The organism is Escherichia sp. E1130 (assembly GCF_005781065.1).
Lineage (GTDB): Bacteria > Pseudomonadota > Gammaproteobacteria > Enterobacterales > Enterobacteriaceae > Escherichia.
Genome location: NZ_VATL01000016.1, coordinates 205,622 through 226,258, shown reverse-complemented (window position 1 = coordinate 226,258; position 20,637 = coordinate 205,622). Strand labels below are relative to the sequence as shown.

At 50.5% G+C, this 20,637-nt stretch carries 26 protein-coding genes; 14 read left to right on the top strand and 12 right to left on the bottom strand.

Annotated features, from left to right (window positions below; translation table 11 throughout):
* Positions 1–8 precede the first annotated feature (8 nt).
* The 7 genes from flgH to flgB all read right to left on the bottom strand — a co-directional run bounded on the left by flgH (position 9) and on the right by flgB (position 5,238).
* Positions 9–704, bottom strand: coding sequence for a flagellar basal body L-ring protein FlgH (gene flgH, locus FEK66_RS16560; RefSeq protein WP_130222889.1), 696 nt, complete (start codon positions 702–704; stop codon positions 9–11).
* A gap of 43 nt (positions 705–747) precedes the next feature.
* Positions 748–1,530, bottom strand: a complete 783-nt coding sequence (gene flgG / locus FEK66_RS16555) for a flagellar basal-body rod protein FlgG (RefSeq protein ID WP_000625837.1) — start codon at positions 1,528–1,530, stop codon at positions 748–750.
* A 171-nt stretch (positions 1,531–1,701) separates the two neighbouring features.
* Positions 1,702–2,457 (bottom strand): flagellar basal-body rod protein FlgF, encoded by a 756-nt coding sequence (gene flgF, locus FEK66_RS16550; protein ID WP_130205519.1) that lies wholly within the window; start codon positions 2,455–2,457, stop codon positions 1,702–1,704.
* A gap of 19 nt (positions 2,458–2,476) precedes the next feature.
* On the bottom strand, positions 2,477–3,682 hold the full coding sequence (gene flgE / locus FEK66_RS16545; RefSeq protein WP_135406384.1) for a flagellar hook protein FlgE: 1,206 nt from the start codon (positions 3,680–3,682) through the stop codon (positions 2,477–2,479).
* A gap of 24 nt (positions 3,683–3,706) precedes the next feature.
* Positions 3,707–4,402 carry a flagellar hook assembly protein FlgD gene (gene flgD / locus FEK66_RS16540; RefSeq protein WP_064528545.1) on the bottom strand — a complete coding sequence of 232 codons (696 nt, stop codon included), beginning with the start codon at positions 4,400–4,402 and terminating at the stop codon, positions 3,707–3,709.
* Positions 4,403–4,413: 11 nt separating this feature from the next.
* Positions 4,414–4,818: a flagellar basal body rod protein FlgC gene (gene flgC / locus FEK66_RS16535; protein WP_001196460.1), complete on the bottom strand. Its 405-nt coding sequence runs from the start codon at positions 4,816–4,818 to the stop codon at positions 4,414–4,416.
* 3 nt (positions 4,819–4,821) lie between these two features.
* Positions 4,822–5,238: a flagellar basal body rod protein FlgB gene (gene flgB / locus FEK66_RS16530; protein WP_135493732.1), complete on the bottom strand. Its 417-nt coding sequence runs from the start codon at positions 5,236–5,238 to the stop codon at positions 4,822–4,824.
* A 153-nt stretch (positions 5,239–5,391) separates the two neighbouring features.
* On the opposite strand from flgB, the gene flgA reads away from it, so the two are divergent.
* From flgA to flgN, 3 genes are all read left to right on the top strand, one after another.
* On the top strand, positions 5,392–6,051 hold the full coding sequence (gene flgA, locus FEK66_RS16525; RefSeq protein WP_135486303.1) for a flagellar basal body P-ring formation chaperone FlgA: 660 nt from the start codon (positions 5,392–5,394) through the stop codon (positions 6,049–6,051).
* Positions 6,052–6,125: 74 nt separating this feature from the next.
* Positions 6,126–6,419, top strand: coding sequence for a flagellar biosynthesis anti-sigma factor FlgM (gene flgM, locus FEK66_RS16520; RefSeq protein ID WP_130205511.1), 294 nt, complete (start codon positions 6,126–6,128; stop codon positions 6,417–6,419).
* 4 nt (positions 6,420–6,423) lie between these two features.
* On the top strand, positions 6,424–6,840 hold the full coding sequence (flgN, locus tag FEK66_RS16515; RefSeq protein ID WP_130205509.1) for a flagella biosynthesis chaperone FlgN: 417 nt from the start codon (positions 6,424–6,426) through the stop codon (positions 6,838–6,840).
* Positions 6,841–6,879: 39 nt separating this feature from the next.
* On the opposite strand, the gene murJ is transcribed toward flgN, so the two are convergent.
* The 4 genes from murJ to rimJ form a co-directional block, all read right to left on the bottom strand.
* Entirely contained in the window at positions 6,880–8,415 is a 1,536-nt protein-coding gene (gene murJ, locus FEK66_RS16510) for a murein biosynthesis integral membrane protein MurJ (protein ID WP_130205507.1), read from the bottom strand.
* A gap of 108 nt (positions 8,416–8,523) precedes the next feature.
* Positions 8,524–9,447: a Gfo/Idh/MocA family oxidoreductase gene (locus FEK66_RS16505; protein ID WP_135493730.1), complete on the bottom strand. Its 924-nt coding sequence runs from the start codon at positions 9,445–9,447 to the stop codon at positions 8,524–8,526.
* Position 9,448: 1 nt separating this feature from the next.
* On the bottom strand, positions 9,449–10,096 hold the full coding sequence (locus FEK66_RS16500) for a YceH family protein (protein ID WP_064528533.1): 648 nt from the start codon (positions 10,094–10,096) through the stop codon (positions 9,449–9,451).
* A 10-nt stretch (positions 10,097–10,106) separates the two neighbouring features.
* Positions 10,107–10,691 (bottom strand): ribosomal protein S5-alanine N-acetyltransferase, encoded by a 585-nt coding sequence (gene rimJ / locus FEK66_RS16495; RefSeq protein ID WP_135493728.1) that lies wholly within the window; start codon positions 10,689–10,691, stop codon positions 10,107–10,109.
* Between the two features lie 235 nt (positions 10,692–10,926).
* Between rimJ and mdtH the strand changes: the two genes are divergently transcribed.
* From mdtH to FEK66_RS16445, 10 genes are all read left to right on the top strand, one after another.
* Positions 10,927–12,135, top strand: coding sequence for a multidrug efflux MFS transporter MdtH (gene mdtH, locus FEK66_RS16490; RefSeq protein WP_131162252.1), 1,209 nt, complete (start codon positions 10,927–10,929; stop codon positions 12,133–12,135).
* 63 nt (positions 12,136–12,198) lie between these two features.
* Positions 12,199–12,846 (top strand): glutaredoxin 2, encoded by a 648-nt coding sequence (gene grxB, locus FEK66_RS16485; protein ID WP_130259666.1) that lies wholly within the window; start codon positions 12,199–12,201, stop codon positions 12,844–12,846.
* Positions 12,847–12,979: 133 nt separating this feature from the next.
* A complete protein-coding gene (locus FEK66_RS16480) occupies positions 12,980–13,540 on the top strand; it encodes a lipoprotein (protein ID WP_064528527.1) in 561 nt (186 codons plus the stop codon).
* A 105-nt stretch (positions 13,541–13,645) separates the two neighbouring features.
* Positions 13,646–14,692: a dihydroorotase gene (pyrC, locus tag FEK66_RS16475; RefSeq protein ID WP_130205495.1), complete on the top strand. Its 1,047-nt coding sequence runs from the start codon at positions 13,646–13,648 to the stop codon at positions 14,690–14,692.
* A gap of 73 nt (positions 14,693–14,765) precedes the next feature.
* A complete protein-coding gene (gene dinI, locus FEK66_RS16470) occupies positions 14,766–15,011 on the top strand; it encodes a DNA damage-inducible protein I (protein ID WP_001217771.1) in 246 nt (81 codons plus the stop codon).
* Positions 15,012–15,295: 284 nt separating this feature from the next.
* Complete coding sequence (gene bssS / locus FEK66_RS16465) at positions 15,296–15,550, top strand: biofilm formation regulator BssS (protein WP_000414435.1); 255 nt, start codon at positions 15,296–15,298, stop codon at positions 15,548–15,550.
* A 114-nt stretch (positions 15,551–15,664) separates the two neighbouring features.
* Positions 15,665–16,783 (top strand): N-methyl-L-tryptophan oxidase, encoded by a 1,119-nt coding sequence (gene solA, locus FEK66_RS16460; RefSeq protein WP_135493726.1) that lies wholly within the window; start codon positions 15,665–15,667, stop codon positions 16,781–16,783.
* A 47-nt stretch (positions 16,784–16,830) separates the two neighbouring features.
* Positions 16,831–16,944, top strand: coding sequence for a YceO family protein (locus FEK66_RS16455; protein ID WP_001253741.1), 114 nt, complete (start codon positions 16,831–16,833; stop codon positions 16,942–16,944).
* Positions 16,945–17,205: 261 nt separating this feature from the next.
* The gene (locus tag FEK66_RS16450; RefSeq protein ID WP_130205491.1) at positions 17,206–17,772 is read left to right on the top strand and encodes a cytochrome b; all 567 of its coding nucleotides are present in this window, start codon (positions 17,206–17,208) and stop codon (positions 17,770–17,772) included.
* A gap of 3 nt (positions 17,773–17,775) precedes the next feature.
* Positions 17,776–18,351 (top strand): YceI family protein, encoded by a 576-nt coding sequence (locus FEK66_RS16445; RefSeq protein WP_064528519.1) that lies wholly within the window; start codon positions 17,776–17,778, stop codon positions 18,349–18,351.
* Positions 18,352–18,392: 41 nt separating this feature from the next.
* Here FEK66_RS16445 and FEK66_RS16440 read toward each other — a convergent pair whose 3' ends face one another.
* On the bottom strand, positions 18,393–19,445 hold the full coding sequence (locus tag FEK66_RS16440; RefSeq protein WP_130205489.1) for a rhodanese-related sulfurtransferase: 1,053 nt from the start codon (positions 19,443–19,445) through the stop codon (positions 18,393–18,395).
* Positions 19,446–19,668: 223 nt separating this feature from the next.
* On the opposite strand from FEK66_RS16440, the gene lpxL reads away from it, so the two are divergent.
* Positions 19,669–20,589: a kdo(2)-lipid IV(A) lauroyltransferase gene (gene lpxL / locus FEK66_RS16435; protein ID WP_130205487.1), complete on the top strand. Its 921-nt coding sequence runs from the start codon at positions 19,669–19,671 to the stop codon at positions 20,587–20,589.
* The last annotated feature ends 48 nt before the right edge of the window (positions 20,590–20,637 follow it).

Sequence of the window (20,637 nt, the reverse complement as noted above, 5' to 3'; positions counted from 1 at the left end):
AGCCTCACTTACATTGGAGACAGGTTAAGGAAGAAACGCTGTAACCAGCCCATGTTTTGTGCTTCGTTAATGTAGCCATTGCCAACGTACTCAATACGCGCGTCTGCCACCTGGGTTGACGGTACAGTGTTGCTGCCACTGATAGTGCGTGGATTGACCACGCCGGAGAAACGAATAAATTCCGTACCCTGATTAATGGCTATCTGTTTTTCGCCCACCACATGCAGGTTGCCGTTGACCAGCACCTGATCAACCGTCACGGTCAAGGTACCGCTAAAGGTATTGCTGGCATTCGCCCCGCCTTTACCATTGAAGCTATTACCGCCAGAGGCATCGACATCGGCACGGGCATTACCAAACAGCCCTTGCAAATAGCGCGGCACAGTATCAAACCCGAAGTTGGTTTTTCCGTCGCGGCTGGCATTAGCAGACGAACTCTTGCTGGCGCTGACATTTTCCTGCAACACAATAGTCAGCGTATCGCCGATATTGCGTGGTCGGCGATCTTCAAATAACGGCTGATAGCCATAATTAATCGGCTGTGCAGACTGAAAAATGGAACCATTGGCGACGGGCGTCGGGCCGGGTACAGGTTGTGCCGTGGTCACCCCCTGCACCAGCGGGGTAGACGGGATCCAGGCGCAGCCGGTCAGTGAAAGCACCAACAAGGTGGAAATACCGTATTTTTTTCGCATGGCTATCATCTTCAAAAATCAATAAACCGGTAAGTTGCCCTACCGGTATGCTTTAGAGTTGCGTCAGTTTTTGCAGCATCTGGTCGGTGGTGGATACCGCTTTACTGTTGATTTCGTAGGCGCGCTGTACCTGAATCATGTTGACCAGTTCCTCCGCCACGTTGACGTTAGACGTTTCAACATATCCTTGATACAACAGCCCAGCGCCGTTCAGACCTGGCGTGCTTTCGTTCGGTGCGCCGGAGGATTGTGTTTCGGTGTAGAGGTTTTCGCCAATGCTCTCCAGGCCAGTGTCGTTCATAAACGTGGTCAGATTGAGTTGTCCAACCTGAACCGGAGCGGCCTGTCCTTGCTGGGTAACGCTGACCACGCCATCACGACCAATGGTAATGCTTAACGCATTCGCCGGAATGGTGATTGCTGGCTGCACCTGAAAACCGCCCGCCGTCACCAGTTGCCCGTTCTGATCCACCTGGAAAGAGCCGTCGCGGGTATACGCTGATGAGCCATCCGGCAGCATGACCTGGAAAAAGCCCTGCCCTTTAATCGCCACATCTTTGCTGTTATTGGTTTGCGACAGGTTGCCCTGGCTGTGTAAGCGTTCAGTGGCGACCGGACGTACTCCCGTACCGATTTGTAACCCGGATGGCAAGGTAGTTTGTTCGGAAGACTGTGCGCCAGGCTGGCGAATGGTTTGATAAAGCAGATCTTCAAACACCGCCCGCTGGCGCTTGAAACCATTGGTACTGACGTTTGCCAGGTTGTTGGCAATGACGTCCATATTGGTTTGCTGGGCATCGAGGCCCGTTTTGGCGATCCATAATGAACTGATCATAAAATGTCCTGTAGTGGATTGCTGACAAATCGCATCTGTCTTCTTGCCGGATGCGGCGTAAACGCTTTATCCGGCCTACAAGAGCTCGCAAAATCAATAAATTGCGATTTATCCCGTAGGCCCGATAAGCTTGCGCTTCGGGCAACTTATGCTTGTCATTTATCCTTTCAATTAACTCATCGACAGCAGTTGGTTGGCGCGACCAGCGTTATCATCGACGCTGCTTATTACCTTCATCTGCATTTCAAAACGCCGCGCACTGGCAATCATGTCGCTCATTGCCGAAATGGCATTGACGTTGCTACCTTCCAGCACGCCCGACATCACCCGTAACGTTGGGTCAGCCTGTAACACCGGACCACGCGAGGCCTGACTTTCCGCACTCAAACGAAAGATCCCATCATCACCACGCTGCACTTCACTGCCCATGGCTTTCACCAGTTTCAACCGTCCTACTGGCGCAATGGTATTTGCCGGATCGCCCGGATTGAGCGCCGAAATGGTGCCATCGGCGGCGATAGTAATTTCCGCCCCTTCCGGCACGGCAATCGGCCCCGCTTCGCCAATCACCGGATACCCCTGAATCGTCAGTTGTCCACCGGGATCAACCTGAATGCTGCCATTACGCGTATACCCCTCGCTGCCGTCAGCGGTCTGCACGGCCAGCCAGCCATCCTGCTGCAACGCAACATCCAGGGGACGCGAGGTGTAATCCATCTTGCCGGACGTCATATCTGCACCTGGCGTAGATGCCGTCACCAGAGTGCGTGTGGGCAGAGAAAGCCCTTCCACCGGCACCGCACGTAAGGCGTTTAACTGCGCGCGAAAACCGGGAGTGGAGGCATTCGCCAGATTGCTGGCGGTCACCGCCTGTTGATTCAGCGTCTGGCTGGCGGCGCCCATCGCGGTATAGATTGCGTGATCCATCGAGCTATCCCGTCAGCAATTAGCGTAAGTTAACCAGCGTGTTGAGGATCTGGTCCTGAGTTTTGATGGTCTGGGCGTTAGACTGATAGTTACGCTGGGCGACAATCATATTGACCAGTTCTTTGCTGAGATCGACGTTAGACGCTTCCAGGGCGCCGTTGGTCAGTGCGCCAAAATTGCCGGTCCCGGCGATTCCCAGCAGCGCTACACCAGAAGATTGCGTTGCAGACCAGACGTTGTCCCCCTCTGATGCCAGCCCTTCGTTGTTGGCAAAGTTGGCCAGCACAATCTGACCCAGCAATTGGGTTTGTTCGTTCGAATAGTTCCCGACTACCGTGCCGTCATCGTTGATTTGATAACTCACCAGATCGCCCGGTTTGTAACCGTTCTGGGTGGTTGCCACAATATTGTTAGCGCCGGTGTTTTGCTGCATAGAGTTGAGGAAGCTGAGGGAGAATGTCGCAGGTTCCGCGCCGTTAATCGCGCCAGTGGTAATATCCTTTGTTGGATCCGACGTCAGAACACCATTGGCATCAAATTCCAGTGTTGTCGCTATCGTTGCAATGCTGTTTGGAGCACTACTATCCTGGGTGTAGACATCCCAGGTATTATCTTGCGTCTTCACAAAGTAGACGCTCATGTCATGGGCATTACCCTGACTGTCATACACCGTTACCGAACCTTTTTTGTTATAGCTATCGGCATCACTGGCGCTGAATGGCGTAACGGTAGGAAGCGTATCACTGGAGTTAAGGTTAATCTGCATAGACGCCGTGGTCGTGGACTTCGCCGCCATCAAGGTATTTGGAATCGAAATACTGCCTGGATTCGCCCCTTGCTGAATGGTCGGAGGCGTACCGGTTGCCGGATACCCGGTCAACTGTAAACCTTGCATATTCACAAGGTTACGGTTTTCATCCAGTTTGAATTGCCCGTTACGGCTGTAAAACACCGAACCGTTGCTGTCTACCAGACGGAAAAAACCGTTCTGGCTGATAGCGACGTCCAGGCCACGGCCAGTATTTGTGGTCGTGCCATCGGTAAAATCCTGAGTGATGCCAGCAACTTTTACCCCCAGTCCCACTTTCGAACCAGCAAACATATCAGCAAAAGAAGCCGTGCCGGATTTAAAGCCATAGGTGGCGGAGTTGGCGATATTGTTGCCAATGACATCGAGATTGGTGGCGGCAGCGTTTAATCCGCTAACCGCTTGAGAAAAGGCCATGACTGACTCCTGAAATGTGAAGGCTTAAATTATCTGCCGTACTTCGTCGAGGGTGGTGGTGCCGTAAGTGCCGAGATCCAGCGTGTTACCGTTATTGCCGCGAATCACGCCCTGTACCAGCGCAAACTGCAATGGCTGGGCAACCAACTGCGTACCGCCGTTGCTGGCACTAATTGCCACGTTATAAGAACCGTTCGGCGCGGTCGTACCATCAGTCAACGTGCCGTCCCAGGTGAAACTGTGGACTCCGGCGCTGAGCTCACCAATATCAATGGTGCGCACAACTGCGCCATTTTTATCGGTTATGGTTGCGGTCACTTTGTCTGCGGCCTGTTGCAGTTCAACACCAAACGGCGTGGTGGTGGTCACCGCCCCTTCTTCACTGCCAGTACCGGCAAGAATGGTGGTGCCGGGGATCATCACGCCGTGACCAATCAGGTTGCTGGCCTGTAGCGACTGGCTGTTATCAATCTGCCCGGAAATCGAACCGAGTGTGGTGTTGAGCTTTTCAATCCCGCTGACCGTGCTGATTTGCGCCAGTTGTGACGTCAGCTCGTTGTTTTCCATTGGATTGGTCGGATCCTGGTTTTTCAGTTGCGCCACCAGCAACGTCAGAAAGCTGCTCTGTAAATCGGCGGCGTTACTGCCCGTAATCGAACTACTGCTGGTAGTGCTGACGCCGGTATTTGTCGGATCGGTGGTGGTTACCGCAATGGACATGACTTTCTCCTTTATTGACCGAGCGTGAGGGTTTTCAGCATCATGCTTTTCACCGTATTGAGTACTTCAACGTTGGCCTGATAGCTGCGCGACGCCGACATGGTGTTAACCATCTCGCCTACCACATCGACGTTTGGCATTTTCACGTAGCCCTTCGCGTCCGCCAGCGGATTACCCGGTTCATAGACCAGTTTGTCCGGGGCCTGGCTTTCAATCACGTCAGCCACTTTGACTCCGCCCGTCGCTGCCCCTGGCGCGGCGTTCACCTGGAACACCACCTGTTTTGCCCGATAGGGCTGACCATCTGGCCCCGTCACGCTGTCGGCGTTGGCCAGGTTGCTGGCAGCCACGTTCAGACGCTGAGACTGAGCGGTTAACGCCGATCCGGCGATGTCAAAAATATTCAGCAGTGCCATCCGTTAATTTCCGCTTTGTAATACGTTCATCATGCCTTTGATTTGTCCGCTCAACGCGCTAAGGCTCATCTGGTATTGCAGGCTGTTATCGGCAAACTGGGTGCGTTCGCGATCCATATCCACGGTATTGCCGTCCAATGAAGGCTGGTCCGGAATACGGTATTGCAATTCTGTGGCAGGAGGTGACAACGCCTGTGCTGGAATATGCTGCGACGAGGTCAACGTCAGCGCGACCACGCTGGTTTCATCTCTCCCGCGCTGCATCACTTTTTTAAGTTCACTGGCAAAATCCATATCGCGCGCCTGATAACCAGGGGTATCGGCATTGGCGATATTTGCCGCCAGCACTTCCTGACGCTGGGCGCGCAGATTGAGTGCCTCTTTTTGAAAACGTAAGGCGGCGTCGAGCTTATCGAGCATATCTCCTCCGCAGATATCAAAATTCTGCCGTCAGCTTAAAGACTTTACGCGCGCGTTATCGGCGGAATAAAAGCAAAATGGGTTGCTATTTATGCCGTTGATGGTCATTGCGTACGGGTACAATTCAGGCTGTGAAAATGGCCGGGGGCAAAAATGCTGACAATAATGCGCTGTGTGGCGATCATCACGATGTTGTTCAGTCCACTTAGTGCGGCTGGCGATTTCCCCTCACAATTGCAAACCTTTTTCGTTGCACAACTTGCAGGGCTAAGTGATGAGGTCCACGTTTCTATTCGTACTGCACCCAATTTATTGCCGCCATGCGAACAGCCGCTGCTTTCCATGACTAATAACGCCCGCCTGTGGGGCAATGTGAATGTGCTGGCACGTTGTGGCAACGATAAGCATTACGTGCAAGTGAATGTACAGGCGACAGGGAATTATGTTGTTGCAGCAATGCCAGTTGTGCGTGGGGGAAAGCTTGACGCAGGCAGTGTAAAACTTAAACGTGGCAGACTGGATACACTACCGCCGCGTACCGTTCTGGATGCTAATCAACTGGTTGATGCGGTTAGCCTGCGCGATTTGGTCCCCGAACAACCTATACAGCTGACTATGCTGCGTCAGGCCTGGCGGGTAAAAGCAGGACAACGTGTTAACGTGATTGCCAGTGGCGATGGGTTCAGTGCAAATGCTGAAGGTCTGGCGCTGAATAACGCTTCTGTCGCGCAAAAGGCCCGCGTGAGAATGATATCGGGTCAAGTAGTCAGTGGCGTAGTGGATGCCGATGGGAATATTCTTATAAACCTGTAAGCTATTAAAGATTGCCCGTCCATTGCCGATAAATAAGCAACAAATGATAAAGCGCCCTCAATGAGGAATAAACCATGAGTATTGACCGCACTTCCCCCCTGAAGCCTGTAAGCACCGTTCAGCCACGTGAAACCAGTGACGCTCCGGTAGCCAATACCCGCGCAGCAAAAACGACGGCTACCGCCAGTACTAACGTCAAGTTAAGCGATGCGCAGGCAACACTGATGCAACCGGGCAGCAGTGATATCAATCTTGAACGCGTTGAAGCATTAAAATTGGCGATTCGTAATGGTGAACTAAAAATGGATGTCGGCAAAATTGCCGATGCGCTGATCAACGAAGTGCAACAAGATTTAATGAGTAAATAATCAGATGCCGCGTCTTGCTGAGATTCTCAACCAGATGTCTGTGGTGCTTAACGAGCTTAATATAGTGATGGTCCAGGAGCAGCAACATCTCTCTATGGGGCAGTTCACCGGTAGCCAGTTGCAACATATTACAGAACAAAAAAGCTCAATGCTGGCGACTCTGGATTACCTGGAACAGCTGCGTCGACAGGCACCGGATACAGAAATAAGTGAAGATATTGCGCAATGCTGGCAGGAAATCACCGAGAAAACGCAGCAATTGCGCCAGTTAAATCAGCATAACGGCTGGCTACTGGAAGGGCAGATTGAGCGCAATCAACAGGCACTGGAAATGCTGAAACCGCATCAGGAGCCGACACTGTACGGGGCGAACGGTCAGACCTCAACACCCTGGCGCGGTGGTAAAAAGATTTCTATTTGAAGATTTTCTCCGGCCTGCGATGCAGGCCGGAATTCTACGTTAAGCAGTACGACGAGCAAATTCTTTTACTTTGAAGCCCAACACGGCCAGTGCGGCAAAGTATGCTGCAATTCCCGCGACAACGACCGCCATCAAACGCAGTAAACGCCAGGGCATAGTGCCCAACGACCAGTCCGGCATAATATGCAACATGCCTAAAAGCACACCAGACATCACCAGAACCGCCACGAGTAAACGCAGCAGAAACGCAGTCCAGCCGGGTTGTGGGGTAAAGATTTTCTGCTTACGCAACTGCCAGTAAAGCAGCGAAGCATTCAGACACGCCGCCAGACCAATGGAAAGCGACAGTCCGGCATGTTTCAACGGGCCGATAAATGCAAGGTTCATCAATTGCGTCAAAATCAGCGTGACGATGGCAATTTTCACCGGCGTTTTAATGTCCTGCCGTGAATAAAAGCCCGGAGCCAGCACTTTCACCACAATCAGGCCAATCAAACCTACCGAGTAGGCAATTAACGCCCGCTGGGTCATCAACGCATCAAAGGCGGTAAATTTACCGTACTGGAACAGCGAAACAGTTAACGGACCGGAGAGGATGCCCAGCGCCACCGCGCTTGGCAGCGCCAGCAGGAAACAAAGACGCAGCCCCCAGTCCATCAGACGGTTGTATTCATCGTGATTACCGCTGGCAAAACTTTTCGACAACGACGGCAGCAAAATGGTCCCCAGCGCCACGCCCAGTACACCGGACGGAAACTCCATCAAACGGTCGGCATAATACATCCATGACACCGAGCCGGAGGCAAGAAATGAGGCAAAAATAGTGTTGATGATTAAGGAAATCTGGCTAACAGAGACGCCAAGAATCGCCGGCCCCATCTGTTTCACTACGCGCATCGCCCCGGCATCGTGGAAGTTAATGCGCGGCAATACCAACATGCCAATCTTCTTCAGATGCGGTAGCTGATAAACCAGTTGCAGGATGCCGCCCACCGTAACTGCCCACGCCAGCGCCAGCACGGGTGGATTAAAGTACGGCGCTGCAAACAGCGCAAAGCCAATCATGCTGATGTTGAGCAATGTTGGGGCAAATGCCGGAATCGAGAAACGGTTCCAGGTATTCAGAATTGCCCCCACCAGCGATGCCAGTGAAATCAATAAGATATAAGGAAAAGTAATCTGTAATAACTGGCTGGTAAGTGCGAATTTGTCGGCAGTATCCGCAAAGCCCGGCGCGGTTACCATGATCACCCACGGCGCGGCGAGCATGCCGGCGACCGTCACAACCGCCAGCGCCAGTGTCAGCAGACCAGAGACATAAGAGACAAAGACCCGCGTGGCGTCTTCGCCCTGCTTGCTTTTATATTCCGCCAGAATCGGCACGAAAGCCTGGGAGAATGCCCCTTCAGCAAAGATACGGCGTAACAAGTTAGGAAGTTTGAACGCGACAAAAAAGGCGTCGGTTGCCATCCCTGCGCCAAAGATTCTGGCGACAATAGCGTCGCGTGCGAAGCCAAGCACACGCGAAAACATGGTCATCGAGCTGACGGCGGCCAGCGATTTTAATAAATTCATCGGTGTTCTAATCCAGACCCACGGCAAAACGCCTGCAAGGCAGGCGCTGAAAGAGGCGAATAGTCTACCTGGATTATGGTGAATTGCTACCGCCAGATGTTACAGGGTTTATTCACTCATCGCATCGCGCCAGATCTTATCAACGATGCGCTGCGCCAGCACCGCCTGTTCACCCGCGGTTTGCGGAACTGTCTGATTTTGCACGCATTCAATGAAATGGCGCGCACAACCGACAAATCCACGCTGCTCGAGGGTACTTTGCCAGCCAGGAATCGGTTTATGCACCACGCCCTGCCCACGCTCCTCACGCCATTCACGCATATCGGTGATGTCGATTAATGCCCCTTCAGTCACTGCCAGCACCGCTTCACGCTGACTTCCGGCACGACGATGCATACAGGTGGTGATTTGTAACTGACCTGCCGAAAAATGGTGCTCGGCAAACAGCATTTCGCCAGACTCATTGGTCAGCAACGTACCGCTTTCGAGAGTTGCATTGCCGCCAGACAACCACAACGCGGTATCAACCACATGCAGATAATCATCCAGCAAGGTGAAATAAAGATCGTGTGGCCCGACGCTATTGGTACGATGTTTATCCATTCTTAGCGAGGCTGCGCTGGCAAGCTGCGTTTTTAACTCACAGTACAGCGGCGCGAAACGACGGTTAAAGCCGACCATCAGTGTCAGTTTTTTGCGCGCTGCAAGTTCAACCAGTCGCTCGGCATCGCGCAGATTTTCCGCCAGCGGTTTATCGACACAGACATGTACACCTGCATTTAATAACGCACTGACCACCTCAAAATGACTGGCGGTGCTGGAGTGGACAAATACCGCATCGCAACTGGCGGCAAGGTTAGATAACGAATCGGCGTAAGGAGTGCGCCAGCTTTCACAAATTGAGATGGCTTTCTCACGCGTTGGCGACCACGCCCCCTGTAGCGTCCAGTCAGACGCCGCTGTCAGCACTGGCAGCCATGCTTTTTGCGCGATGCCGCCTAAACCCACTACGCCGATACGTAATTTTTTCACGTTAATCTCCCAGATGGGCCAGCAACGAATCAAGACGCTGTTTCAGTTCTGCCACCTCGATTTCCAGGGCTTCGACGCGGGATTGTAAATCACCACCAACCGCGTCCGACGTTTCTGTAAGCACAGGCTGATCATCCACCTCGCCACTGAAAAGATGCATATAGCGGCTTTCGCGTTTACCCGGTTCGCGAGCCAGACGAACAACAAAAGGCCCATCTTCGCGATTAGCCAGTTGTTCCAGCGTTGTTTCTACTTCCGTCATATCGCTGAATTCATACATCCGCGCCGCGCGACTGCGCAGTTCACCCGGCGTCTGAGCGCCTCGCAACAACAAGGTGGTAATTAATGCGACTTCCGCGGCGCTAAGTTTCAGGTCACCAAACTCAGAGTTGCAGAAACGCTGTTCATATTTGGTGACTCGATTACCAAAGCCACTCACCGTGCGCAGATAATGGCGTTTTACCAGATTATCCAGTTGCTCCTGTACCTCGGATTCGCTCAGATTCATTACCGGTTCACGGTTTGTTTTCTGGTTACAGGCCGTTACCACGCCATTCACGGAAAGCGGGTATTGCTCTGGCGTCGTCACCTGTTTTTCCAGCAAACAGCCAATCACACGGGCTTCCAGTGCGGTAAGTTGATACTTCATGAAATTCTCCTTAGCGGCCGGGCGTCCAGTCCGGGGTGGTTAATGCCGTCAGTACGTGATCGCGCCATTTTCCATCAATCAACAAATAATCTTTCGCATAGCCTTCTTTTTCAAACCCCAACCGCGCCAGCAAATCACCGCTGCGTTTATTGTGCGGCATATAGTTGGCCATAATGCGATGAATATGTTGGGTACGTTGCATATAGCGAATGGCGGCGGTCAGAGCTTCAAACATCAGTCCTTTACCCTGCCATTTTTGTCCGATCGAATAACCGAGATAACAGGCGTGAAAAGAGCCGCGTACCACATTGGAAAAATTGGCTACGCCAATAATCTCTTTCTCATCTGGATCAAATAATCCAAAGTAAAAGGCTGAGCCCTGTTTATGAAATTCGTTAATCATGCTTAACCTGGACTGCCAGCCTGAAGGATAGCAGTGGCTTTCATCGCGCACCGGCTCCCAGGGCTTCAGGAAATGGCGATTCTCTGCGTAATAATCCGCCAGTCGCCAGGCATCACGTTCATGCACCAGACGCACGACCAGTCGGTCGGTGGTTAAGCGCACTTTTGGCACGTTACTGCGATAGCCAAACATTCTATACCTACTCCTTCCCGTAACGTCTTTAATACGCTGTAAGTATTACTATACCTGCGCAACCAGAGCCTGTGAAAAGTCCAAAATACCATTTTCTGCATTATTCACATATTTGATAAAAACTCTCTATCAAAGCGACGTTTTGATAAAAAAATATTGTCCCCGATATGATGGGAAAAATCTTAGCAGCAATGCAGAATAGAAAGTGCTCATCTTTTATTTCCCGGGAGGGGAAATGTCGCGCGTATCGCAGGCGAGGAACCTGGGTAAATATTTCCTTCTCGTCGATAATATGCTGGTCGTGCTGGGGTTCTTTGTTGTCTTCCCGCTGATCTCTATCCGCTTCGTTGATCAAATGGGCTGGGCCGCCGTAATGGTCGGTATTGCCCTCGGTCTGCGTCAGTTCATTCAGCAAGGATTAGGCATTTTCGGCGGTGCTATTGCCGACCGTTTTGGCGCTAAACCGATGATCGTTACCGGTATGCTGATGCGCGCCGCCGGATTCGCCACCATGGGCATCGCCCATGAGCCCTGGATGCTGTGGTTTTCTTGTTTGCTCTCGGGCCTCGGCGGTACGTTATTTGATCCGCCGCGTTCGGCGCTGGTGGTGAAATTAATTCGTCCGGAACAACGGGGCCGTTTTTTCTCCCTGTTGATGATGCAGGACAGTGCCGGTGCGGTCATTGGCGCGCTGTTGGGGAGTTGGTTATTGCAATACGATTTTCGCCTGGTCTGCGCCACGGGGGCAATTCTGTTTGTATTGTGTGCAGCGTTTAACGCCTGGTTGTTGCCTGCGTGGAAACTCTCTACCGTTCGCACGCCAGTCCGCGAAGGCATGACCCGCGTGATGCGCGATAAACGTTTTGTCACCTATGTCCTGACACTCGCGGGCTACTACATGCTGGCGGTGCAGGTGATGTTGATGCTGCCGATTATGGTCAACGACGTAGCCGGAGCGCCCTCTGCCGTTAAATGGATGTATGCCATCGAAGCGTGTCTGTCGTTAACGTTGCTCTACCCTATCGCCCGCTGGAGCGAAAAGCGTTTTCGTCTGGAACACCGGTTGATGGCGGGGCTACTGGTGATGTCATTAAGCATGATACCCGTGGGCATGGTCAGTGGCCTGCAACAACTTTTCACCCTGATTTGTCTGTTTTATATTGGCTCGATCATTGCCGAACCTGCGCGTGAAACTCTTAGCGCCTCGTTAGCGGATGCACGAGCGCGTGGCAGTTATATGGGGTTTAGTCGGCTGGGCCTGGCGATAGGCGGCGCTATTGGCTATATCGGCGGCGGCTGGCTGTTTGACCTGGGTAAATCCACGCAACAACCGGAGTTGCCGTGGATGATGTTGGGCGTTATTGGCCTCATCACCTTCCTTGCATTGGGCTGGCAATTTAGCCATAAACGTGCCGCGCGTCGGTTGCTGGAACACGACGCCTGATTTGATACTCCCCCCTGACTCCTCCATACTGAAAGTGAACTGACAGCCAAATGGAGGAGTCACGTGAAGCTATATATTTACGATCACTGCCCTTACTGCCTCAAAGCCCGCATGATTTTCGGCCTGAAAAATATCCCCGTCGAATTACACGTTCTGCTCAACGACGATGCAGAAACACCCACCCGGATGGTCGGTCAAAAACAGGTTCCTATTCTGCAAAAAGATGACAGCCGCTATATGCCAGAAAGCATGGACATTGTTCACTATGTGGATAAGCTCGACGGCAAACCGTTACTGACGGGTAAACGCTCCCCTGCCATTGAAGAGTGGCTGCGCAAGGTCAACGGCTATGCCAATAAACTGCTGTTGCCGCGTTTTGCCAAATCGGCGTTTGATGAGTTTTCTACTCCCGCCGCACGCAAATACTTCATCGACAAGAAAGAGGTCAGCGCGGGTAATTTTGCCGAGCTTCTCTCACATTCTGATGGGTTAATTAAAAATATCAGCGATGATTTACGTGCACTGGATAAACTCATCGTCAAGCCAAACGCCGTGAATGGCGAGCTTTCGGAAGATGACATTCAACTTTTTCCGCTGCTGCGTAATCTGACGCTGGTTGCCGGAATAAACTGGCCAAGCCGCGTCGCTGATTACCGCGATAACATGGCCAAACAGACGCAAATCAATTTGCTATCATCAATGGCGATTTAATCCTGGCCTGCCGCGGCAGCCTGTATTCGCGGGTTGCCGCTGTTTTCAGTTTTTTCTGCTGGCGAGTTTATCGCTGGTGACACATGCTGCGTTGTGTCAGGATATTGACGCAGATTTCATGTCGAGGACTACCATGAACAAGTTTTTATTTGCCGCTGCATTAATCGTCAGTGGCCTGCTCGTTGGCTGTAATCAACTCACCCAATACACCATCACCGAACAAGAGATTAACCAGTCGCTTGCGAAACATAATAATTTCTCAAAAGATATCGGTTTGCCCGGCGTGGCTGACGCCCATATAGTTCTGACAAACCTGACCAGCCAAATTGGTCGTGAAGAACCTAATAAGGTTACCCTAACCGGGGACGCCAATCTGGATATGAACTCTCTGTTCGGTAGCCAAAAAGCAACCATGAAACTGAAGCTGAAAGCGCTGCCTGTGTTTGATAAAGAGAAAGGCGCCATCTTCCTGAAAGAGATGGAAGTGGTCGACGCGACCGTGCAGCCGGAAAAAATGCAAACCGTGATGCAAACGTTACTTCCCTATTTGAATCAGGCATTACGCAATTACTTTAACCAGCAGCCGGCTTACATCCTGCGCGAAGATGGCAGCAAAGGCGAAGCAATGGCTAAAAAACTGGCAAAAGGCATTGAAGTGAAACCAGGTGAAATAGTCATTCCGTTCACTGATTAATTACGAGGGCGTATTTGCGCCCTTTATTTTTCGTGCAAAGGAAAACGTTTCCGCTTATCCTTTGTGTCCGGCAAAAACATCCCTTCAGCCGGAGCATAGAAATTAATGACTGCACCATCCCAGGTATTAAAGATCCGCCGCCCAGACGACTGGCACCTTCACCTCCGCGATGGCGACATGTTAAAAACTGTCGTGCCGTATACCAGCGAAACCTATGGTCGGGCCATCGTTATGCCCAATCTGGCACCGCCTGTAACAACAGTTGAGGCTGCTGTGGCTTATCGCCAACGTATCCTTGACGCCGTACCGGACGGACACGATTTCACCCCGCTGATGACCTGTTATTTAACAGACTCGCTGGACCCCAATGAGCTGGAGCGTGGATTCAACGAAGGCGTGTTCACCGCCGCAAAACTTTACCCCGCGAACGCCACCACCAACTCCAGCCATGGCGTGACGTCGGTTGACGCAATCATGCCAGTACTTGAGCGCATGGAAAAAATCGGTATGCCGCTGCTGGTGCATGGTGAAGTGACCCATGCTGACATCGACATTTTTGACCGTGAAGCGCGTTTTATTGAGACGGTCATGGAGCCACTACGCCAGCGCCTGACCGCGCTGAAAGTCGTTTTCGAGCACATCACCACCAAAGATGCTGCTGACTATGTTCGTGACGGAAATGAACTATTGGCCGCCACCATTACTCCCCAGCATCTGATGTTTAACCGTAACCATATGCTGGTTGGCGGTGTGCGTCCGCATCTCTACTGTCTGCCGATCCTCAAACGCAATATTCACCAACAGGCGCTGCGTGAGCTGGTCGCCAGTGGTTTTGATCGCGTTTTTCTGGGTACCGATTCCGCGCCACATGCCCGTCATCGTAAAGAGAGTAGCTGCGGCTGTGCAGGTTGCTTTAATGCGCCATCGGCGCTGGGTAGCTATGCAACCGTATTTGAAGAGATGAATGCACTACAGCATTTTGAAGCATTCTGTTCTTTAAACGGGCCGAAATTCTATGGATTACCGGTCAATGAATCGTTTATTGAGCTGATACGCGAAGAACAGCAAATTGCTGATAGCATCGCTCTGACAGACGACACGCTTGTTCCTTTCCTGGCAGGGGAAACTGTACGTTGGTCTTTTAAGCAATAAAAAACGTAGCCACCTGTTGTCTTTAGCTTATTTTGCCTGTATAAATAACCAGTATATTCAACAGGGGGCTATTATGCGAATTGAAGTCACCATAGCGAAAACTTCTCCACTACCCACTGGGGCCATTGACGCTCTGGCGGGTGAACTTTCTCGTCGTATTCAGTATGCGTTTCCGGACAATGAAGGTCACGTATCGGTACGATATGCTGCGGCAAATAATTTATCGGTTATTGGCGCAACAAAAGAAGATAAACAGCGCATTAGCGAAATTCTACAAGAAACGTGGGAAAGCGCCGATGACTGGTTTGTTAGCGAATAATATGCAGTGATGTTTGTTTTTGCCGGGTCGCCCCGGCTTTTTTATATTTTAAGATTGTTCGTACAAATTTTACACTCCCTCAAAATAATTGCACAATATGCTAAAAAAATATGAACGACATGCTGTTTTATTGTTCATATAAATCTTAAAAGCAAAAAAATATCTCACTACCCCTTTAAAATTTCGGTGAATACCCATATTTATTGATATACTGAAGTTGCTTCAGATAAAAACGCATTGAACCTCGAATAACGTTGTCTAGTAACACGAATTAGGGGGCCATGATGGAAAAAAACAATGAAGTCATTCAGACTCATCCGCTCGTAGGGTGGGACATCAGCACCGTTGATAGCTATGATGCGCTGATGTTGCGTTTGCACTACCAGACCCCAAATAAGTCCGAGCAGGAAGGGACTGAAGTTGGTCAGACACTCTGGTTAACTACTGATGTTGCCAGACAATTTATTTCGATATTAGAAGCAGGAATCGCCAAAATTGAATCTGGTGATTTCCATGTCAATGAGTATCGGCGTCATTAACATGACATGACCATCCACCCAAAAGGCACCTTAACGGTGCCTTTACTATTTCTGGGTTGTATATCGTTTGTTACTTATTTACTCTGCTTAAACCATGAGAGCAGAGAGAAAAAAATGAAATACGATCTCATCATTATTGGCAGCGGTTCCGTAGGCGCTGCAGCCGGGTATTATGCCACCCAGGCCGGTTTGAAAGTGCTGATGACCGACAGCCATATGCCGCCACATCAACACGGCAGCCACCACGGAGATACACGATTAATTCGCCATGCTTATGGCGAAGGCGAAAAGTATGTCCCGCTAGTACTCCGTGCGCAAACCCTGTGGGAAGAACTCTCCCGTCACAACGAAGAAGACCCCGTTTTTGTGCGCTCCGGCGTCATCAACCTCGGCCCTGCTGACTCCGAGTTTCTCGCCAATGTCGCCCACAGCGCGGAACAATGGCAACTCAACGTCGAAAAACTGGATGCACAGACAATTATGGCCCGCTGGCCGGAAATACGCGTCCCTGACAACTATATCGGGCTATTTGAGGCCGATTCCGGTTTTTTACGCAGCGAACTGGCGATTAAAACCTGGATCAAACTGGCGAATGAAGCTGGCTGCGCACAACTGTTTAACTGTCCGGTCACCGCAATTCGTCATGACGATAACGGCGTAACTATTGAAACGGCGGACGGCGAGTACCAGGCGAAGAAAGCGATCGTCTGTGCAGGTACCCGGGTAAAAGAGCTGCTACCAGAACTGCCCATCCAGCCCGTACGTAAAGTATTCGCCTGGTATCAGGCCGATGGCCGCTATAGCGTGAAGAATAAATTCCCGGCCTTTACCGGTGAATTGCCCAATGGCGATCAATACTACGGTTTTCCGGCGGAAAACGATGCTCTGAAGATTGGGAAACATAACGGTGGTCAGGTCATTCATTCAGCGGATGAACGTGTTCTGTTTGCGGAAATCGACAGTGACGGTTCCGAAGCTTTCCCATTCTTACGTAGTGTGTTGCCAGGTATCGGCTGCTGCCTGTATGGCGCTGCTTGCACCTATGATAATTCGCCTGACGAAGATTTTATTATCGATACCCTACCAGGACACGCTAATACGCTACTGATTACCGGCCTGAGTGGGCATGGCTTTAAATTTGCTTCGGTATTAGGGGAAATAGCCGCTGATTTTGCGCAAGACAAAAAAATCGATTTTGATTTAACGCCATTCCGGCTTTCCCGCTTCCAATAATCATCATCACGGCCTCTAAGTTGAGGCCGTTTTTACAGGAGCTTTTAATGCGTCGCCTGGTGAACTATCTCATCAATAATATTCGCGAACATCTCATGCTTTATCTTTTTCTCTGGGGGGTATTGGCGATTATGGATCTGATCTATGTGTTTTATTTTTAATCACCAGGCGCTGACACAAACTGACAAAAATTTAATTTCCCTTTCATTTGGCGTGAAAATTTGAATAAGCTTATTCCAGTCGCAACAGCATTCACCAGACATCCCTCAGCCTGGAACCACTAAACTTATGAAGATTCTTTCATTATTAAATCAAAATTATTGAAATAAAAATAAATATCATTCGGATTGTTGTTTTTAAGTTGCAATTCATCTCATGACAGGCCATTTTCATTACCTCGTGAATATGTTCTGGATGCAGTTATGCAATTCATAAATTCCCCTCAACGCTATGGTGTTATTTCTGCCGCTTTGCATTGGCTAACGGCAATTATTGTCTATGGCATGTTTGCTTTAGGTTTGTGGATGGTAACGTTAAGTTATTACGACGGTTGGTATCATAAGGCGCCAGAGTTGCATAAAAGCATCGGTATTCTATTAATGATGGGGCTGGTTATTCGCGTTCTCTGGCGTTTAATTTCTCCTCCGCCTGGCCCACTGAAAAGCTATTCCCCCGGTATACGTTACGGAGCGAAAGCAGGCCATCTGGCACTTTATCTTTTGCTCTTTGCTATTGGCTTGAGCGGCTACCTTATTTCGACCGCCGATGGCAAACCCATCAGCATCTTTGGTTGGTTTGAAATCCCCGCAACGCTTGCCGACGCAGGCACGCAAGCTGACTTAGCAGGCGCTCTACATTTCTGGTTTGCCTGGAGTGTCGTCGTCCTGTCAGTTATGCACGGATTTATGGCGCTGAAACATCATTTCATCGATAAAGACGACACCCTGAAGCGCATTCTGGGAAAGTCGTCATCTGACTATGGAGTATAAAAAATGAAAAAAAGCCTGCTTGGTTTAACCTTCGCTTCCCTGTTGTTCTCTGCCGGTTCAGCTATCGCTGCCGATTACAAAATTGACAAAGAAGGCCAGCACGCCTTTGTCAATTTCCGCATTCAACATCTGGGCTACAGCTGGGTTTACGGCACTTTTAAAGATTTCGACGGTACTTTTACGTTTGATGAAAAGAATCCGGCTGCCGATAAAGTCAATGTCACCATTAACACCACCAGCGTAGATACCAACCATGCCGAGCGCGATAAACATCTGCGCAGCGCGGATTTCCTCAACACAGCAAAATATCCGCAGGCAACCTTTACGTCCACTAGCGTAAAAAAAGACGGTGACGAGCTGGATATCACAGGTGATCTGACACTGAATGGCGTAACTAAACCAGTAACGCTGGAAGCGAAGTTGATTGGTCAGGGCGACGACCCATGGGGTGGTAAACGTGCAGGCTTCGAAGCTGAAGGTAAAATTAAGCTGAAAGACTTCAATATCAAGTCAGATTTAGGTCCGGCCTCTCAGGAAGTTGATCTGATTATTTCGGTGGAAGGTGTACAGCAGAAATAATGCTGAAATGTTGCCGGATGACGCGCATCCGGCAATGATGTTTATTCCGCAGGATCAGGTATGCCCAGTGTCGTATTCAGGCGTCCCCGCGACTTATTGAAGATTTTATTGCCATTTTCTCGCCCGGCTCGACGGCGTCGCTGTTCTTCTGGCGGTAACGCGCTCTCTTCGCAGCAAATCTCACTACAACACCCCTTGAATTTCTCAGCACACGTCGGACACTGGATAAACAGCAAGTGACAGCCATCATTTTTACAGTTGGTATGGCTGTCGCATGGCGTGCCGCACTGATGGCAATGTGCAATAATTTCATCAGAGATGCGCTCGCCCATCCGTTCGTCAAAAACGAAATTTTTGCCAACAAAACGCACTGGTAAGCCTTGTTCACGCGCCTTACGGGCGTATTCAATAATGCCGCCTTCAATATGCCAGACTTTATTAAAGCCGTTATGCTTCATCCAGGCACTGGCCTTTTCGCAACGAATGCCACCAGTGCAGTACATGACGATTTTTTTATCTTTATGCGTCTGCATCATCTCAACCGCTTTCGGCAGTTGTTCACGAAAGGTATCAGCCGGAATTTCCAACGCATTTTCGAAATGGCCGACTTCATATTCATAGTGGTTGCGCATGTCGATAAACAGCGTATCGGGATCATCAAGCATGGCATTCACTTCCGCCGCTTGCAGGTATTCCCCGACATTAGTGGCATCAAATTGAGGATCGTCAATCCCGTCGGCGACAATCCGCTCGCGGACCTTCATGCGCAGCACCCAGAAGGATTTCCCATCATCATCCAACGCGATATTCAGGCGTAAACCATCTAACGCAGGATCAAAAGCATAAAGCTGTGCACGAAATGTCTCGACGTTGCTCGCTGGTACACTAATTTGCGCGTTGATCCCCTCATGTGCCAGATAGACCCGGCCAAAAACATTCAACGAAGCAAATAGCTGATATAAAGCATCGCGGGTCACTTTAGGATCGGCAATATGGAAATATTTATAAAACGAAATGGTGGTGCGCGGTTCACTCTCGGCCAGCATTTTGGCTTTCAGTGCGTCGTTGGAAATTCGGTTGTGTAACACTGGCATGGTGTACGGTTCCTGCGAGGTGGGAAAGTAAAATCCGGCGCATGATATAGCAATAATCGCAAATTAACATCCACACATTTTACGCTACATTTGCGCATTAAAAATTATTAATAGTTTACATGCGCGGCATTTTCGCCCAGTCTTCAGCCTCAAATTTTGGTTGAGGGCGAAAAAATGCGACAATACATACAATTGCCCGTATAGGTTGAAAGACAGGATTGATATGACGAATCTACCCAAGTTCTCCACCGCACTGCTTCATCCGCGTTATTGGTTAACCTGGTTGGGTATTGGCGTACTTTGGTTAGTCGTTCAGTTACCCTACCCAATCATCTACCGCCTTGGCATTGCGACGGGGCGACTGGCGTTACGTTTAATGAAACGACGCGCCAAAATTGTGCATCGCAACCTGGAACTGTGCTTCCCGGAAATGAGCGAACAAGAGCGCCAGCAGATGGTGATTAAGAATTTTGAATCCGTTGGCATGGGACTGATGGAAACCGGCATGGCATGGTTCTGGCCAGAAAGTCGGGTTGCCCGCTGGACGGAAGTTATCGGCATGGAGCATGTCCGTGACGTGCAGGCGCAAAAGCGTGGCATCCTGTTAGTTGGCATCCATTTTCTGACGCTGGAACTCGGTGCACGACAATTTGGAATGCAGGAGCCGGGGATCGGGGTTTATCGCCCGAATGACAATCCATTGATCGACTGGCTGCAAACCTGGGGCCGCCTGCGTTCGAATAAATCGATGCTCGATCGCAAAGATTTAAAAGGGATGATTAAAGCACTTAAAAAAGGTGAAGTCGTCTGGTATGCGCCGGATCACGATTACGGTCCGCGCTCGAGCGTTTTTGTGCCATTGTTCGCTGTTGAGCAGGCGGCAACCACTAGCGGCACCTGGATGTTGGCACGAATGTCCGGCGCATGTCTGGTGCCATTTGTCCCTCGTCGTAAGCCGGACGGCAAAGGTTATCAGTTGATCATGCTACCGCCAGAGTGTTCACCGCCTCTGGATAACGCTGAAACCACCGCCGCATGGATGAACAAAGTGGTTGAAAAATGCATCATGATGGCGCCAGAACAATACATGTGGTTGCATCGCCGCTTCAAAACGCGCCCGGAAGGCGTACCTTCACGTTACTAACCTTCTTTATGCCGGATGCGCAGCATCGCATCCGGCACATCAGCATCA

What these genes read in the sequence shown, in the direction of transcription:
- flgE (WP_135406384.1), bottom strand. Translation starts at nt 3,682, where the DNA reads ATGGCCTTTTCTCAAGCGGTTAGCGGATTAAACGCTGCCGCCACCAAT.
- FEK66_RS16500 (WP_064528533.1), bottom strand. Translation starts at nt 10,096, where the DNA reads ATGAAGTATCAACTTACCGCACTGGAAGCCCGTGTGATTGGCTGTTTG.
- FEK66_RS16450 (WP_130205491.1), top strand. Translation starts at nt 17,206, where the DNA reads ATGCAATTCATAAATTCCCCTCAACGCTATGGTGTTATTTCTGCCGCT.
- FEK66_RS16445 (WP_064528519.1), top strand. Translation starts at nt 17,776, where the DNA reads ATGAAAAAAAGCCTGCTTGGTTTAACCTTCGCTTCCCTGTTGTTCTCT.
- solA (WP_135493726.1), top strand. Translation starts at nt 15,665, where the DNA reads ATGAAATACGATCTCATCATTATTGGCAGCGGTTCCGTAGGCGCTGCA.
- flgC (WP_001196460.1), bottom strand. Translation starts at nt 4,818, where the DNA reads ATGGCACTGCTGAATATTTTTGACATCGCCGGATCGGCGTTAACCGCT.
- FEK66_RS16440 (WP_130205489.1), bottom strand. Translation starts at nt 19,445, where the DNA reads ATGCCAGTGTTACACAACCGAATTTCCAACGACGCACTGAAAGCCAAA.
- bssS (WP_000414435.1), top strand. Translation starts at nt 15,296, where the DNA reads ATGGAAAAAAACAATGAAGTCATTCAGACTCATCCGCTCGTAGGGTGG.
- pyrC (WP_130205495.1), top strand. Translation starts at nt 13,646, where the DNA reads ATGACTGCACCATCCCAGGTATTAAAGATCCGCCGCCCAGACGACTGG.
- flgD (WP_064528545.1), bottom strand. Translation starts at nt 4,402, where the DNA reads ATGTCCATTGCGGTAACCACCACCGATCCGACAAATACCGGCGTCAGC.
- flgA (WP_135486303.1), top strand. Translation starts at nt 5,392, where the DNA reads ATGCTGACAATAATGCGCTGTGTGGCGATCATCACGATGTTGTTCAGT.
- FEK66_RS16480 (WP_064528527.1), top strand. Translation starts at nt 12,980, where the DNA reads ATGAACAAGTTTTTATTTGCCGCTGCATTAATCGTCAGTGGCCTGCTC.
- flgN (WP_130205509.1), top strand. Translation starts at nt 6,424, where the DNA reads ATGCCGCGTCTTGCTGAGATTCTCAACCAGATGTCTGTGGTGCTTAAC.
- flgB (WP_135493732.1), bottom strand. Translation starts at nt 5,238, where the DNA reads ATGCTCGATAAGCTCGACGCCGCCTTACGTTTTCAAAAAGAGGCACTC.
- dinI (WP_001217771.1), top strand. Translation starts at nt 14,766, where the DNA reads ATGCGAATTGAAGTCACCATAGCGAAAACTTCTCCACTACCCACTGGG.
- flgF (WP_130205519.1), bottom strand. Translation starts at nt 2,457, where the DNA reads ATGGATCACGCAATCTATACCGCGATGGGCGCCGCCAGCCAGACGCTG.
- flgH (WP_130222889.1), bottom strand. Translation starts at nt 704, where the DNA reads ATGATAGCCATGCGAAAAAAATACGGTATTTCCACCTTGTTGGTGCTT.
- flgG (WP_000625837.1), bottom strand. Translation starts at nt 1,530, where the DNA reads ATGATCAGTTCATTATGGATCGCCAAAACGGGCCTCGATGCCCAGCAA.
- murJ (WP_130205507.1), bottom strand. Translation starts at nt 8,415, where the DNA reads ATGAATTTATTAAAATCGCTGGCCGCCGTCAGCTCGATGACCATGTTT.
- FEK66_RS16455 (WP_001253741.1), top strand. Translation starts at nt 16,831, where the DNA reads ATGCGTCGCCTGGTGAACTATCTCATCAATAATATTCGCGAACATCTC.
- flgM (WP_130205511.1), top strand. Translation starts at nt 6,126, where the DNA reads ATGAGTATTGACCGCACTTCCCCCCTGAAGCCTGTAAGCACCGTTCAG.
- mdtH (WP_131162252.1), top strand. Translation starts at nt 10,927, where the DNA reads ATGTCGCGCGTATCGCAGGCGAGGAACCTGGGTAAATATTTCCTTCTC.
- lpxL (WP_130205487.1), top strand. Translation starts at nt 19,669, where the DNA reads ATGACGAATCTACCCAAGTTCTCCACCGCACTGCTTCATCCGCGTTAT.
- rimJ (WP_135493728.1), bottom strand. Translation starts at nt 10,691, where the DNA reads ATGTTTGGCTATCGCAGTAACGTGCCAAAAGTGCGCTTAACCACCGAC.